The following is a 14,851-nucleotide window of genomic DNA, read 5'->3' on the forward strand; positions in this document are numbered from 1 at the left end:
TCGCTTAAGTTACTACCGCTTTAGTGGCTCTTCAACTCCTCTGGTGCATGACCAATCCCTTTAGTTTCAGTGCCATATTTGACACTCAGTTTTTCTAAATGCCGCAAATCATCAGCAGACTCGGCATAGCGCAAAATATCTAAAGTATCCACTAAAGAAGTGGACTTACGAATGGAATTCACTTGCTCTGCTGTCTCACTTAAAGCCTTTAAAGCCTTGGGGTTATAAGCTTTCATGGCGGCTTGACGTAAATTATCCAAATTTTTCTCACCACGAGTAGCCAATAGAAACGCTTTGTAATCAAATAAATCCGTAGCCTGCTTAAGCAAAACCGACTGCATTTTCGGTGAAAGTCTATTGGCCCGCGTTGCCAACTTTAAAGTGGACGAGCCTGTTTTTATCGGTGCGGCCGTACCTGAACTCAAAACTGTAAGCGCGGTCAAACCTACGCCCACACCGGCTAAAGCTGTCATCAGCTCATTGACGTCTTTACCCGCTTGCAGATTTTGATACTGCTCATACAAATCACGCGCATCACCAATTACTGTAAAATCAGCAGTCACAGCACCTGCAATGCCTGCCCCAGTTTCACCACTGCCATCAATAAAGCCATTTGCAAACTGCGTTGCCTGCCGACGCGTAACTTGCCAAGGCGTTTCTAAAGCTTCAATCTGCGGGATAAACCGTGCCACATCCAGCGAATAGCCAAAAGTCTTGGCTAAACTTAAATACATGCGCGCATCCTCAGGGTTATCACTTTGAATCGAAGCTTCGACCTGCGCTTCTAAATCGGCTGGTTTGACTGTTTTAGTCATCAAAACAGCAATATCGACTGGAGCTTCGGTGAAGTCCCAATACTTAAAGACTGCCGTTAGGCTATAAACCAGTAATATAAAACCAAAAACAAACACTATGACTTTAAACATATTTAAAACACAAATTAAATAGCCAATTTCTCATAAGATCAGTAGCTTAAAACATATTTCCCATCATTCAAACCGATTTTATTTTTCGATTAAAAATATTCAAAATTTTTATAGAAAAAAATTACTCTTGAAATTTTCAAAAAACCTATTTACTATCGCGCACAAATAACTAAATTATATGATACTGATATGTATAGAGAGACTTTTCATTTAAGCTCATGTTTCTTAATTTAAGGTAAACTTATGACATATCGCATCGCATGTAAATCAAAATTAGTACTTAGCATTTCTTCAAGTGTGTTGCTTTCTTTTTCTTTGTCAGCTTGTGTTGATTCAGAAAATAATGGTCGCATAACTTACAAAACAGCCAATGGTTCATTAGTCATTCTGGATAGTGCCGTTCCTCTCCTAGCCCCTGACACCAGTAAGATTAACGCAGAGTTGGCTTATGATATACCACCACCTCCTGAAGCTATTCTTGATAAAGATATAGCTGAACGCGTAGATATCTCACGCCCACGAGCGGCTACCTTTGGTGTTCAATATATTGCTAGTGGTCAAGCAGACCCCAGTTCTAGTACTGGGACTTGCCAAGCTGCCCCATTGACAGGCGCAAGCTCAATCAGCTCTGCTGTCAATGCAGCCATGAATATTTGGGCTAGCCAACTGAATTCACCCCAACGTATCAATGTACAGGTTTGCTGGCGACCTTTAAGTAGCGCAAGTACCTTGGCTCAGGCAGGTCCCACATCCTATACTAGTAAAGTTATGAATGGAGTTACATTGTATGCCCCAACTCTCATTGTTAATGCTATAGAAAATACAGATCGAGAACCGCAACTTTCTGACATAACCATTGCTATCAATTCGAGAACGCCACCGACTGCCGCAGGCACTGCTACATCATGGCATCTAGACCCCACCACTGCTCCACCCGCTAATGCTTATGACCTAACCTCTGTACTCATCCATGAACTAGGACACGGGTTTGGCCTTGCCTCCCTTGGTTTAGTATCAACGATCAACGACAAGCAGTCGTTGGCAACTTGATCCCAATATAAGCCCTTATGACTCACTGTTGCTACATATCAAATCCAGTACTGACCGGCAAGCTGTTTCAAATCGCGCCCTCTATCCGAATCAATCAGCAGCACTTCACAGCGCTTTTACCTCTAGTGCAATTTACTTTAATGGCTCACGGGCGACAGCCGCTAATGGAGGATCATTGGTACCTATCCAATCCAGTACTAACTATTTGAGTAGCAGTTTATCTCATATCCATTTAGGCACTTATCAAAACACAATCAACGCCATGATGGCTCCCGTTGCGCCGTTACCTGGGCGGCGTAATCATAATCCAGGTCCTATTGCGCTTGCCATGTTACAAGACATCGGTTGGGCACAAGTCCCCACCACACCCACGACCTTGGGCACGGCTACCTTAACAGCACCCATGGGAACGATTACCACAAGAACCCCCCAATATAATTGGTCTACAGTGAGTTCGGCCACCAAATATTATTTGCAGATTCTCAATGCCACCAGTGGAGCGGTCACTTTCCAAAGTTGGATCACGAATACAGCAGCAGGCTGTGCAAGTGGTACAGTGTGTCGCTACACACCACCCAGCTTAGCTGCAGGCAATTACAAGTGGCGTATCATTGCGGGCAATACGGCAGGCAATGGCCCAAGTAGCGCCTATGTCAATTTTACAGTACGCTAATTTTTAATCATCCCCTATCTAAATGAAACTTTTAGATAGGGTTATTGAGCTATTATTCATGTTTATAAAAAAATCCATTTTCACCTTGGGGCTATTCGCCCTAGTTTGCAGTGGTTCCTCACTGTTATCCGCCAAAGAACATAAACCCTCTGCTGCAAAACCCGTTTATGCTCCTGAAGCAATGTATAGGGTTAGTGCAATTATCAAATCCACCAAGACAAAACTCAATGAAGCACAAATTACTAACTATCAAATAGGAACATTCCCTCTTTTCGTTAACCTAGGCAAAAAATACTTTGCCGGCTTTCGTGACTCTAATGGAAAACCTAAGCAAACTTGTACTAATACATCATTTACATTAAGCTCTATTCCATTAAATACCTACCTTAGTAAAAACCAGATAGAAGCTAAGCATTGGAAGCAGGCCTATCCGTATGACAATGACATGAATAGATCTGTCACACTCGTAAAAACCAACTGCAAAATTCCCTTCTTTAGAGAGTTCGTCTTTGACGCTCCTAAAGAAAAAATAGAAAATGGTGATGAATATGGACCGATTCTTATCAATCAATCAAATGTATTTTTTATGGGCAATAAAGATGTTAAAATCATACAGCCCGTCCTAATAGCACCAGAATAATCACCCACCCCGACTATAGGACTAAAACTCACCTAACAACTGATTAGGTGAGTCTCGTGGCAACTCTATAACCTAGCGCAAACCTAAAGGATCATTCGGGTCAATGCCCTCCATAAAGGGTAAATGACGTTCATTATTAGTGAGTTGATACACCTTACCGATCCAATTACTTACCATCCCCTTAGCCGTATCACGCCAAGTATTCGGCAAGAGAGAGATTAAGCTAGCATCAGGAAACGCTGGGATAGCCGTACCCTGCTGACGTGCAGCCTCCAAACGTAAGCGGTATTCATTCAAAATTGCCTTCACTTGAGGGCGGAAGCAATTCTGTGGAAAGGGTGGATAATCAGATCGTTTACCGACATACCAGTTATTCACTTCACGCCGAAATTCCTTCAACAAACTAATCGCATCATATTCAGGATGGCCTTGGAAAAACACAAAGCGGAATAAGTCAGGGCTAACCGCTAAATGAAAACTCGCCTCAGCACTTTCTGCTAACACCCGCAATCCTTTTTCTTCTAACTGTTCGCGGCTCACCTCATTGAAACGTGAATGCGGTACATCAAAGTGCGTATTCAGGTTCGACACCAGCGGATGCTCAGGCATGGTGAGAGCATGACCATAAACACCCCAACGTTTGAACCCCAAAGGACGACGCCGAATTCCATAGAGATGTTGTACGATTGCATGGCTGGCTAGACACGAACAGAGCGTCGAGGTAACGTGATCTTTTGCCCACTCGACCACCTCCATCAAACCTTCCCAGAAGGGTTCATCCTCTAATTTAGGATGAGCCGGATTCGCGCCAGAAATAATTAAAGCATCTAAACCTTGCTTTTTTAGATCAGCGAAATTCTCATAGTATTGAGCAATATGAGCCTGTGCAGCTTCACCACGTACTAGACCATCCAAAGTGAAGACATGCATATGAAATTGTGCAATCTGATTCGACATACCCACTAAGCGAAAAAACTGCCGCTCGGTAGCCATTAAAGCACTATCAGGCATCATATTTAATAGGCCAATATGCAGCTCACGAATATCCTGATGCTCCGCATAATCTGCACGGAGAATATCTTGCCCTTCTGCCCGCAGGCGTTGAAAGGTTGGTAAGCCTGAATGATCAACCAATGGCATGCTTAAGTACTCTGATAGCGTCGAATAGCAGTTTCGACTAACCGATTGAAATCGTGCTCGTTACGCACTTTTGCAACCTCTTCTGAAGTTACCGTATAGCCATAATCGCGTGCAATCGTTTCATAACGTGGAATACGTGAATGGAATAAACGCGGGAAAATCCAACGGGTAAACTCATCCGGTTCCATTTCTGCCGCATAGTTCAAACCGGTTTCTTGTAAATACACTGCTAGCTGCTCTTGCAGGAATTGTGGACGATAATATAAGGGCTTTGGATCGCTTTTAGCACGATCAATCAGTTTTTGCTCTTCGGCTGGAGTCGTCACTTGAATATACAGAATCAGTGAATGCTCAGCTAATAGCTCAATCACACCCGGCTCGTCTAACTCACACAGACTACCACCCACATCATTTACAAAATGGGAATAACCATAAATATGATGCGCCTTGCGAATAAACTCTGGCACATCATACATCGCACGAATTTCAGCTAAGCGATACTCTGCTTGATGCCGCACGAATTGGTCGAGAGCTACACCACCCAATTCTGGATTCCCCAATTTACCGACATAAGACAGTACCGGCCCCGGATCATCAATCGTGATGTTATTAGTAATAAAAATCCAATCTTTGCGCAGTAGATCTTTTAAGAACGGCACTTTCATCGCCTGTTCTTTAATCAAATCGAGGATAGCTTCATCTAAATAGCGCTTACCAATCCGATAATCACCGGAATAATGGAACCAATCATGTTGACGCAAGGTAGTGGATAGATGGGTTTTCCCTACTCCAGACATACCTAATAAAGTAACGCTTTTATTTTTCCATTGACGGTAATCTTCAACCGAAAGTCGCACAGCTATTCCCCAGACAAGTAAAAGTTAAACCATAAATTGTGAATACAGCCATCATAGCAAGCTATTGTTTAGGTGACGATATTCTGAAAAAGTTAGGCGCTAAAAATGAGTCATTATCACAAATAAGTATCAACCAATGCTCTCGATTAAGAGCTTAGTTTGAGTACCTCATCCAAAGAGAGTCCGGCCATTTGGGCGATCTGCTCAGGCGTTAACAGCTTTAAACTGAGTAACTGTTGAGCCCTGTCTCGTGCTTTTTTCAAAGCGCCTTCCTCCAACCCCATTTGCTTCCCCACCTCAATACCCTTTTCAATCCCCACCTCGACCCCCTCCTGATACCCCTCCAAATGCGCGGTATCCTGAGCACTCATGAAGTCCCGATAGTCTTTCAAGCTCCGTTCATAGCCTTGACGTTCTTCAACTGGGAGTTGGGCGATTTGGGCAATGGCAAATAGGCGTTGGAAGATGTGTTCTTGCAGTTCGCTCGGAATCTGCTCCAGTTCATGTAGGTGTTTGAAGGCATACAGCCATTTGTCTTGAAGGGTCACCAGTTCATGGGCTTGGCGTTGGAAACGGGGAAGCACCAAGTAAATGAAGTTGAGTTTGTCATAGAACAAGCGGTTGTGTTGGTCTTTGAGTTGGGCATGGTAGAGCACGTCGTGCTCGTGGTCGTCGATCAAGAAATCAAGGATGCCAATGGTGTAAACGGCAAACAGTTTGTAGTTCCAATCCCCACGCTTGGCTTGCTCTTGAATGGCGAAAGTGGAGTAAAACAGGCTACGGTCTTTGAAGTAGATTTGTTTGACCCGCTGTAATTCGACAATGAAGCGCTCACCGGAGGGACTCGTACAGTTGAGGTCAAAGATGACTTTGCGATCAGCGGCACTGATACCCTGGTATTCGTTTTTGGTGTAGCTGAGTTCTGAGACTTGGTGATGAGCGGGTAATAGGGTATTGAGGAAGCTAATCAAGAGGTCTTTATTCGGTTCTTCACCAAACAGTTTTTTGAAGCCGAAGTCAGTCAAAGGGTTGAGGTAGATGGCGGGCATGAGAAGACCTATACGTCGTCGGGTGTTGCTTAAGTATAGGATAAGGGCATAGTGCTGGCTATGCCCTAGCCTTCAACTTACTGGCGCAGACCAGATGACCCTCTGAACAACACGCCCTCTTTCCAGAAAATAAAATGGGTACCCCATAACTCCCGCGACTCCACAATGCTCTTGGGGTGAAGTATCACGAACTGCTTAGACCACTTAAAATTAGGACAATTTGTGACCGTCATCAAAGTCGCTGGCGCTTTAGCTTGCTCTGGCGTGAGTAGATAGAGGGCTAACAGGTCTTTAATAGGCACACCCTGTTGCTTCAGATAGTTTTCGAGATTGATTTCTTGAGCCTTAAAGATCACATTTTCACACTTTAGATCCGCAACACCTGTAGAGTTTTCTTGTATGAAGTTGGAGATAGTTTTTTGTACCAAACTAAAGTGAATACTAGTATTTTTTAGCACAAACTGCCTCGCTTGATTTTTGTTGAAATGGGCACGCTTTGTTAAGTAAGGAGGAAGTCTAGGGTTGAAGTGGATATATACACTATCCGAAAATTTTCTTTTGAACTTAAGCGCCTGACCTTCATTCGCTGTTGTTGAACCCGCCTCAGCCGGTGGTGGTACCATCCAACAGCCCGCCAAACCAAGCAATAAGATCAAGAGTGTTAGTTTTTTTAACCAGTTACTACTTTTCATTCATGAAGCTCCTTCCGTTAAATCGAATAAATTCCCCTGCCAGCAAGCTTACCAACCAATAGGGGGGGATAAAGTTTATTGAACCGTAAAATTTAAATAAGCACTCGCAGGGCCATTGCCGACCACATTTCTAGGCATGATTCGCCACATATAATTGCCTACTGACAAAGTTCTACTGAAACGGCAAACCGTTCCGGTCGCACAACCTGCTTGGGCATTGGTGACCCAAGCCTGATAGAGAGCAGCACCTGTCGTCCGATTGATGATTTGCAAATAATAATCGGCAGCAGTGTTCGCGGCTGACCACGTGAAGGCAGGGCTTCGGTTAGTAATCGTTCCGGTTGGATAGCTCGGTGTACTGGCAGGAGGCACTGTTGTGGGACGAATTGTGAAATTCATGGCGGTACTCAAAGCTCCCGTCCCACCCGCACCACGCGCTTGTACCTGCCAACGATAACTACCAATCGGTAAGGTCAGTGTAGGTTTATAGGAACACACTGCTGTCTGACAAGCAGCGGCAGAAGCCATCACCCATTGCTGGAAAACCACCGCATTCGTGCTGCTATTGGTCACGCGTAACAAATAGTCAGCCGCATTTAAAACAGCATTCCATTGATAGGTAGGGGTCGCCGTCGCCACACCATTGGGGGCACGTAACACCGCAACACCCGGGGGCGTGACGGGCACAGGCACAGTGCCCCAGCCAATATCCCGCAGCATAGCTATCGCAATCGGACCTGGATTATGATTTCGATCACCCCAAAAAGCTCTCGGAGACATTAAACGGTTGATATTATTAATATCACGACCGAATACCGCTTCGGCCACATGAGAAATACTAGATCCCTCCTCATAAGGCGAAGGAGAATGAATGCTAACAGGGCGGCCTGCATTTGCTGCCCGAGCCTGAGCGCCATTGAAAACGACCTGATTGGAGCGAAAAGCATTCAATAAGGCCAAAGAATTATTAGGATAAACCGCTCTATTCGTCAGGGCATTGCCGTTTGCATCCTGAAGAAAGGTATCATAAGGGGAATTAAGAGAACCATTTCCCCACAAAGCAATCCCTGCCCCTGCCTCCTCGGTGCTAAAAAAGCCAAAACCATGCGCTAATTCATGTAATAAATTAGTTGTCAAATCAAAATGTGTAGTCGATTGAGCTGCTGGAATGGGGTTTTGTGGGTCAAGATGCCATAGAGCGGTGGAATTAATGGTGACTTCAATATCCGTGCTATTGGGTAAAATATCTCGCCCTGCAAGGGCATTGGCTAAAGCAACCGGCCTCAGAATATTACCATTCTCCACAAAGTCTGTCGGACCCGCTTGAGCCAGTGTCCTTGCGTCTAACCTTGCCCAGCAGACACTGACCCGAATAGGAACCGGAGAATTTAAAACCGTTGACCAAATATTCAAGGCAGCGACTATCGCTGGCTTTGCGTTCTCTGGAAATTCCAAACAAGTATCACCATCTTGTTGGCTATTCACGGGCCTATACTCAATATTACTGGCATATCGCCTTGCCACCCGATCATCCGTCAGCGTTACTCCTGCAGGCGGTGGGGTATAAGCCAAAGCATTTAAATCAGATTGTTTATACGTATTAGGAGAGGGTTTATATAAAATTTTCTTATGATTATTAGGGTGAATCAGGTAGCCATCTTTTGTATAGTAGGGGTCTTTACCTCCATTAGAACTATCAACACACCCCGTTAAGAGTAGAGTCGCTGCAACAGCCTTGAAAAAATGCTTGCCGATTAAGCTAGTTAGTAGCCGTCTCTTACCGAGACGAGACGAGACGAGACGAGACGAGACGAGACGAGCAATGAGTTTCCATCAATCTATATCCTTTTAAAATCAACACAATTGCTCTCTACATAGAAGCTATTTAATCTACAAAACCACAGCACATGACACAAGAGATCATAGTAGATTATTTATTATTCTAAATGTGATTAATTAATAACCATTCAGAAATTAGCAAAAGACTAAAGTCTTGTCTAATACAAATATTCACTAAAACACACTGCGTAATATTTTTAGCTTATAATTCATATTCATAGCGAGTTTATGGAAAAATCCATATTGACAAACGACCACATGACTAATAATCAAACTAATATTTAAGCCGATTATCATTTACACTCAACCCCATAAACAAAAAAGGCACCTGTTTGCACAGATGCCTTTAATTTGCGCTTAAGAGTAGTGCTTAAACTACTCGTGATTTAGATAAAATTACTTTTGACCTAAACCTAAAGCCTCTTTAACCAGCGCTTGTTGCTGAGCTTGGTGCACATAGAGTGAACCCACTGCTGGCGCTGCTGCGGCTGGACGGCTCACACAAGAGATTTCCGCCAACTCATAAGCTTCAAAGCGATGGCGAATACCATCCCATGCGCCTTGGTTAACTGGCTCTTCTTGACACCAAATCAAGGTTTGCAAATTCGGGTAGGCCGACACAATTTCGCGTAATTCAGGCGCTGGGAACGGGTAAATTTGCTCAATGCGCACAATCGCCACATTGTCTAGGTTGTTTTTCCGACGCTCTTCTAAGAGGTCATAATAAACTTTACCACTACACATGATCACGCGATCAACCTGCGGTTTATTCGCAGTGACATTGCTATCAACCTCATCGATTACAAGCTGGAACTCACCTTCAGTGAAATCTTTCAGCTCATTCACCGCTAATGGATGACGTAATAAGCTCTTCGGTGTGAACACAATCAAAGGTTTACGATAATTACGCAGTACCTGACGACGCAGCATATGGAAGGTTTGTGCAGGCGTCGTAGGAATCACAATCTGCATATTTTCCTGCGCTGCTAATTGTACCATCCGCTCAATCCGTGCTGAGGAGTGTTCTGGGCCTTGACCTTCAAAGCCATGCGGCAAGAACATCACTAGACCACATAAGCGCTGCCATTTTTGCTCACCGGAACTGATGAATTGGTCGATTACGACTTGTGCACCATTCACAAAGTCACCAAATTGTGCTTCCCAAATGGTTAGGCTTTCTGGTTCAGCAGTAGCATAACCATATTCATAGGCTAACACAGCTTCCTCAGACAATACTGAGTCGATGACATTGAAAGAACCTTGAGTTGGACTCAGGTTCAACAATGGCAACCATTGCTTACGCTCTTCTTGATGATGCAGTACGGCATGACGATGAGAGAAAGTACCACGACCACAGTCTTGGCCAGATAAGCGCACATTACGGCCTTCTTCCAGTAAGGTTGCATAAGCCAAGGTCTCACCGAAGCCCCAATCAGCAGGTTTTTCACCTTTACCCATTGCAACACGATCTTCGATAACTTTCAGAACACGACGGTGTACCTTGAAATCGGCAGGAATATTATTCAGCCAACTCGAAGATAAGGAGGCAACACGCTCGGCACTGACAGCAGTATTGACTTTATCGCGCCATTTGCCTTCTAAATAGGTTTTCCAATGAGTCTGCAGTTCATTGGGCAAGCCTTCCACTACAGGCTGACTGAAATAACCACGAACTACTTCACCGGCATCCATCACCGCACGGAAATCAGCCACCATAGCATCGGCTTCTTCGCGGGTGATCACACCTTCTTTAACCAATTTATCAGCGTATTGAGTACGCGTCGTTGGCAAATTACGGATGATGCTATACATAACAGGTTGAGTCATCGCTGGCTCATCGGCTTCGTTATGACCTAAACGGCGATAACAGACTAAATCGATAACCACGTCTTTCTTAAAGCGATTGCGATAATCTAAAGCTACTTTCGCAGCATAGATGACTGCCTCTGGATCATCACCATTCACGTGAATGATTGGTGCATTGATCATTTTCGCCACATCCGTTGGATAGTGCGTAGAACGGCTGTCTGTCGTCGTACTAGTGGTGAAACCGACTTGGTTATTGATGACGATATGGACAGTCCCCAGGGTGCGATAGCCACGGGTTTGCGCCATATTGAAAGTTTCCATCACCACGCCTTGACCTGCAAACGCAGCATCACCGTGGATACTAATCGCCATGACTTGCTCACCCGTGCGATCACCGCGACGCTCTTGACGGGCACGGACTGAACCGATGACGACAGGACTGACGATTTCTAAGTGCGATGGATTGAAACCGAGTGCTAAATGCACTGGACCACCTTCAGTCATAATATCGCTAGAATAGCCTTTATGGTATTTCACGTCGCCAGTGTATTGACCATCACTGACCTTGCCTTCGAACTCACTAAAGAGCACGCCAGAAGGCTTATACATAACGTTGATCAATACATTCAAGCGACCACGATGCGCCATGCCGATCACAGCTTCTTTCATACCTGCCGCACCACCTTCTTGTAGAATGCGATGCAACATCGGAATTAAGCTTTCACCACCTTCCAAACCGAAACGTTTTTGACCGACGAAACGGCGATGTAAATACTGCTCAAAACCTTCTGCTGCAGTTAACTGCTTGAGCAGCATTTTCTTTTGATCGTTGCTAAGTACTTCGCGTCCCATCTCTGGCTCAATCCGAGCCTGAATCCAGCGCTTTTCCTCTAGATCCATGATATGCATATACTCGAAACCAATGGTGCGGGTATAGGTTTCTTTTAATGCATTGAAAATATTGCCCAAGGTCGGAGTTGCTTTCAGATTGAAAGAACCAGGATCGAAAGCAATATTCGGATCCGTATTTTGTAACTCATTGGCCTCTAAGGTGAGTTCAGACACATTCATCCGAATCCCATAATCCCCTAAAGGATTGGTATGTGCCGCCAAATGACCAACATAGCGATAAGAGTTAATTAAACGTGATACACGTACTTGAAAACTACGACGCTCTAAAACGCTTTGTGGTTGATAAGTATCACTTGCCGCCATGGCAGTGCTTGTAGCACCATTAGCTTTACCACTACCGTTTAGGCCAGCATTTTGCTCTAAGAGATCGAGGTTTTTAAAGTAGTCCCGCCATTCAGCAGACAGGCTTTCTGGGGATTCTTGATATTGCTGATAAATCTGTTCTAAGAGAATGGCTTGTTCGCCATCTAAGAAAGATTCATCGAGCAGGGCATTACCTTGTTGGCTCATCATCCGTACTCCTTCGTGCTCCTAGTAGATGCTACTCGTTATGCTTATCTAAGCCTTATGTCGACAATCTTAATGATTCAGGGGGGGAAGTATATCCCAAAGGGACAGTAATTCCATCCCTTAATCATGAAGTTTTGCCAAGAAATAAGCGGTTAACTTAGCCACACTAAACTAGCCATACGTCCTGTTTGCTGATCACGTCGGAAAGAAAAGAATAAATCTTGCTGAGTGTAGGTACATAACTCCCCTCCATAAATCGCTGTAACACCCATCGCACTAAGGCGCTGACGACCGAGTTGATAAATATCCGCAAGCCATTTACCAGCTTGAGTAGCTTGAAAAGCCTGTGCAGCCTGTTGCTCATATTCCATAAAGGCAGCGCGTACTTCATCCCCGACTTCAAAAGCCTTTGGTCCAATCGCAGGCCCCATCCAAGCAAGGATCTCTGCAGGATCACAGTCTAAAGCCCCTACAGTTTTTTCAAGCACACCATCACATAAACCGCGCCAACCTGCATGGGCAGCCGCTACCCGAGTACCCGCACGATTACAAAATAAAACCGGCAAACAATCAGCAGTCATCACCACACAAACTTCATTCATTTTGAACGAAACCGATGCATCGGCAGAGCAGCCCAGATTGTCGACATTCTGCTGTGCGACTTTCACGCCATGCACTTGTTGTAACCAAAACGGTGTATTTGGCAAGTCGAGGACTTCAGCGACTAATTGGCGATTACGGGCGACGGCTATTGGAGTGTCACCCACATGATCGCCCAAATTTAAAGAATCGAAAGGGGCAACACTAACGCCACCTGAGCGTGTGGTACAGACCGCATGGACATTTTCAGGAGCAGGCCAATCTGGTTTGAGCCAATCATTCATACGGCCTCCTCCGCTCTTAATAAAGCTAATAGCACGTCCATATCCTCGGGCACAGGCACTTCCCACTCCATTTCTTCTTCGGTAATAGGGTGGATCAAGCCTAAACGTGTTGCATGTAGAGCTTGACGCGGAAAAGCTTGTAAAGCCTCACGCAACTCTCCACTAATTCCAGCCGGTACACGCGGACGCCCACCATAGAGTTGATCACCCACAATCGGCATATGGTTGGCGGTTAAATGCACACGAATTTGATGAGTACGGCCAGTTTCTAAAGCAACGCGTAGTAAAGTGTGATGGCGAAAGCGCTCTTCAACTCGATAATGCGTGATAGCTTCTTTGCCGCCTTCCATCAATGCCATTTTTAAGCGATCAATGTGATGGCGACCAATATTCGCCTCAATAGTCCCTCCAGCAATCACTGGGCGTTGGACTAAAGCTAAATACTCGCGGCTTACATCACGTGCTTGCAGTTGTTCAACTAGAGAGCTATGTGCCTCCAAACTCTTGGCCACCACCATTAAACCGGTCGTGTCTTTATCCAAGCGATGCACAATACCTGCGCGTGGCAGCATTTCTAATTGCGGGTTATAGTGCAATAAGCCATTCACCAAAGTACCCGTCCAATTGCCTGCCGCTGGATGCACAACTAGATCAGCAGGCTTATTCAGTACCAGTAAATCTTCATCCTCATAGACAATATCGAGATCTATTGCCTCTGCTTCTGAACGAGTTTGAACCTCTTGAGTCGCATGGATAATAATCTGCTCACCACCGGTTAAGCGCTCCTTGGGTTTGAGCGGCTTATTATCCACTAAGACTTGTCCAGATTTTATCCACTTCTGCAGTTGGCTCCGCGAATATTGAGGGCATAGGCTGGCGACAACCTGATCTAAACGCTGTTGTGCCATTTCTGGCGGTACAATGCTAACTATTTGCTGATCTTGGGGCATGTTAAAACCAATGAATGCGGTATACTTGCAACTTTATTCCATCATACGTGTTATAAAACAAATGTCGATAAGTAGAACAGCACCAGCCACTCTCACTCGTATTGCCTTAAGCCTCATGCTCGCCGCTAGTTTAAGTGCCTGCTCGATGTTTTCTTCTAGTGACAAACAAAAAGACGAAACGGAAGGCTTATCGGCTGAAGCTATTTATCAAAAAGCTCAAGCTGCAGTCAAAGCCACAGATTATCAACAAGCCATTAAGCTCTACGAATCCTTAGAAGCCCGCTATCCATTGGGTTTACATGCCCAACAAGCTCAGCTTGAATCGGCATATGCTTATTATAAATACGATGAGCCGGATACAGCTTTAGACATGGTTGACCGTTTTATCCGCATGAACCCGGGCAGCAAAGATATGGCCTATGCTTTGTATCTACGCGGTTTGGTGAATTTTAATCGGGGTAGCAGTTTGGTAGATCGAGTCTTCCCGCGCTCGATTGCTGACTTAGATATTGTGCGTCAGAAAGAAGCCTTCCATGACTTCTCACGGGTGATTAACCGCTACCCGGATAGCCCCTATGCGAAAGATGCGCAATTACGTGTGCAATATCTGCGCAATACGCTGGCTGAATCCGAAGTCAATGTTGCTAAATACTATATGGAGCGTGGGGCTTGGCTAGCCGCTTTTAATCGTGCCGAGTATGCAATTAAACATTATCAAGGCTCACCCGTTATTATTGATGCCTTGGAAATTAAAGTACGGGCGGCTCAGCAACTAGGCAAGGCGGATTTAGCGGCCGATAGTCTGCACGTTTTAGAAGCGAACTTCCCTGAACGAGCTGCTAAACTCAAAGCTGGCAAATAAATCTTTTGGTCATGCACCAGAGGAGTTGAAGAGCCACTAAAGCGGTAGTAACTTAAGC

13 protein-coding genes are annotated in these 14,851 nt (G+C 44.9%); 4 read left to right on the forward strand and 9 right to left on the reverse strand.

Annotated features, from left to right (window positions below):
* Nucleotides 1–20: 20 nt before the first annotated feature.
* On the reverse strand, nt 21–926 hold the full coding sequence (locus Q0307_RS01365) for a hypothetical protein (protein ID WP_298655353.1): 906 nt from the start codon (nt 924–926) through the stop codon (nt 21–23).
* 243 nt (nt 927–1,169) lie between these two features.
* On the opposite strand from Q0307_RS01365, the gene Q0307_RS01370 reads away from it, so the two are divergent.
* The 3 genes from Q0307_RS01370 to Q0307_RS01380 are packed head-to-tail and all read left to right on the forward strand — an operon-like array spanning nt 1,170 to nt 3,289.
* Nucleotides 1,170–1,976, forward strand: a complete 807-nt coding sequence (locus Q0307_RS01370) for a hypothetical protein (RefSeq protein ID WP_298655356.1) — start codon at nt 1,170–1,172, stop codon at nt 1,974–1,976.
* A gap of 28 nt (nt 1,977–2,004) precedes the next feature.
* The gene (locus Q0307_RS01375; protein ID WP_298655358.1) at nt 2,005–2,649 is read left to right on the forward strand and encodes a hypothetical protein; all 645 of its coding nucleotides are present in this window, start codon (nt 2,005–2,007) and stop codon (nt 2,647–2,649) included.
* Nucleotides 2,650–2,671: 22 nt separating this feature from the next.
* Nucleotides 2,672–3,289, forward strand: coding sequence for a hypothetical protein (locus tag Q0307_RS01380; protein WP_298655361.1), 618 nt, complete (start codon nt 2,672–2,674; stop codon nt 3,287–3,289).
* A gap of 72 nt (nt 3,290–3,361) precedes the next feature.
* Here Q0307_RS01380 and Q0307_RS01385 read toward each other — a convergent pair whose 3' ends face one another.
* From Q0307_RS01385 to rluD, 8 genes are all read right to left on the reverse strand, one after another.
* Nucleotides 3,362–4,429 carry a homoserine O-succinyltransferase gene (locus Q0307_RS01385; protein WP_298655363.1) on the reverse strand — a complete coding sequence of 356 codons (1,068 nt, stop codon included), beginning with the start codon at nt 4,427–4,429 and terminating at the stop codon, nt 3,362–3,364.
* Between the two features lie 2 nt (nt 4,430–4,431).
* Nucleotides 4,432–5,286: an ATPase gene (locus Q0307_RS01390; RefSeq protein WP_298655365.1), complete on the reverse strand. Its 855-nt coding sequence runs from the start codon at nt 5,284–5,286 to the stop codon at nt 4,432–4,434.
* Between the two features lie 146 nt (nt 5,287–5,432).
* Nucleotides 5,433–6,335, reverse strand: a complete 903-nt coding sequence (locus Q0307_RS01395) for an Rpn family recombination-promoting nuclease/putative transposase (RefSeq protein ID WP_298655368.1) — start codon at nt 6,333–6,335, stop codon at nt 5,433–5,435.
* Between the two features lie 77 nt (nt 6,336–6,412).
* Nucleotides 6,413–7,027, reverse strand: a complete 615-nt coding sequence (locus tag Q0307_RS01400; protein WP_298655371.1) for a hypothetical protein — start codon at nt 7,025–7,027, stop codon at nt 6,413–6,415.
* A 75-nt stretch (nt 7,028–7,102) separates the two neighbouring features.
* On the reverse strand, nt 7,103–8,599 hold the full coding sequence (locus Q0307_RS01405; RefSeq protein ID WP_298655374.1) for a hypothetical protein: 1,497 nt from the start codon (nt 8,597–8,599) through the stop codon (nt 7,103–7,105).
* Nucleotides 8,600–9,262: 663 nt separating this feature from the next.
* On the reverse strand, nt 9,263–12,097 hold the full coding sequence (locus Q0307_RS01410; RefSeq protein WP_366936733.1) for a 2-oxoglutarate dehydrogenase E1 component: 2,835 nt from the start codon (nt 12,095–12,097) through the stop codon (nt 9,263–9,265).
* 152 nt (nt 12,098–12,249) lie between these two features.
* The gene (gene pgeF, locus Q0307_RS01415) at nt 12,250–12,981 is read right to left on the reverse strand and encodes a peptidoglycan editing factor PgeF (RefSeq protein WP_298655380.1); all 732 of its coding nucleotides are present in this window, start codon (nt 12,979–12,981) and stop codon (nt 12,250–12,252) included.
* A complete protein-coding gene (gene rluD / locus Q0307_RS01420; RefSeq protein ID WP_298655383.1) occupies nt 12,978–13,931 on the reverse strand; it encodes a 23S rRNA pseudouridine(1911/1915/1917) synthase RluD in 954 nt (317 codons plus the stop codon). The genes pgeF and rluD overlap by 4 nt, the downstream gene beginning before the upstream one ends.
* Nucleotides 13,932–13,992: 61 nt before the next feature.
* Here rluD and Q0307_RS01425 point away from each other — a divergent pair, with 61 nt between their 5' ends.
* Nucleotides 13,993–14,793 (forward strand): outer membrane protein assembly factor BamD, encoded by an 801-nt coding sequence (locus Q0307_RS01425; RefSeq protein WP_298655386.1) that lies wholly within the window; start codon nt 13,993–13,995, stop codon nt 14,791–14,793.
* The last annotated feature ends 58 nt before the right edge of the window (nt 14,794–14,851 follow it).

This window comes from uncultured Thiothrix sp., assembly GCF_937873765.1.
In the GTDB taxonomy this organism is placed as follows: Bacteria; Pseudomonadota; Gammaproteobacteria; order Thiotrichales; family Thiotrichaceae; genus Thiolinea.

Excerpts from the sequence above, each read along its gene's own strand:
- Q0307_RS01380 (WP_298655361.1), top strand. The coding sequence starts at position 2,672 with ATGAAACTTTTAGATAGGGTTATTGAGCTATTATTCATGTTTATAAAA.
- Q0307_RS01400 (WP_298655371.1), bottom strand. The coding sequence starts at position 7,027 with ATGAAAAGTAGTAACTGGTTAAAAAAACTAACACTCTTGATCTTATTG.
- pgeF (WP_298655380.1), bottom strand. The coding sequence starts at position 12,981 with ATGAATGATTGGCTCAAACCAGATTGGCCTGCTCCTGAAAATGTCCAT.
- Q0307_RS01370 (WP_298655356.1), top strand. The coding sequence starts at position 1,170 with ATGACATATCGCATCGCATGTAAATCAAAATTAGTACTTAGCATTTCT.
- Q0307_RS01425 (WP_298655386.1), top strand. The coding sequence starts at position 13,993 with ATGTCGATAAGTAGAACAGCACCAGCCACTCTCACTCGTATTGCCTTA.
- Q0307_RS01410 (WP_366936733.1), bottom strand. The coding sequence starts at position 12,097 with ATGAGCCAACAAGGTAATGCCCTGCTCGATGAATCTTTCTTAGATGGC.
- rluD (WP_298655383.1), bottom strand. The coding sequence starts at position 13,931 with ATGCCCCAAGATCAGCAAATAGTTAGCATTGTACCGCCAGAAATGGCA.
- Q0307_RS01385 (WP_298655363.1), bottom strand. The coding sequence starts at position 4,429 with ATGCCATTGGTTGATCATTCAGGCTTACCAACCTTTCAACGCCTGCGG.
- Q0307_RS01395 (WP_298655368.1), bottom strand. The coding sequence starts at position 6,335 with ATGCCCGCCATCTACCTCAACCCTTTGACTGACTTCGGCTTCAAAAAA.
- Q0307_RS01365 (WP_298655353.1), bottom strand. The coding sequence starts at position 926 with ATGTTTAAAGTCATAGTGTTTGTTTTTGGTTTTATATTACTGGTTTAT.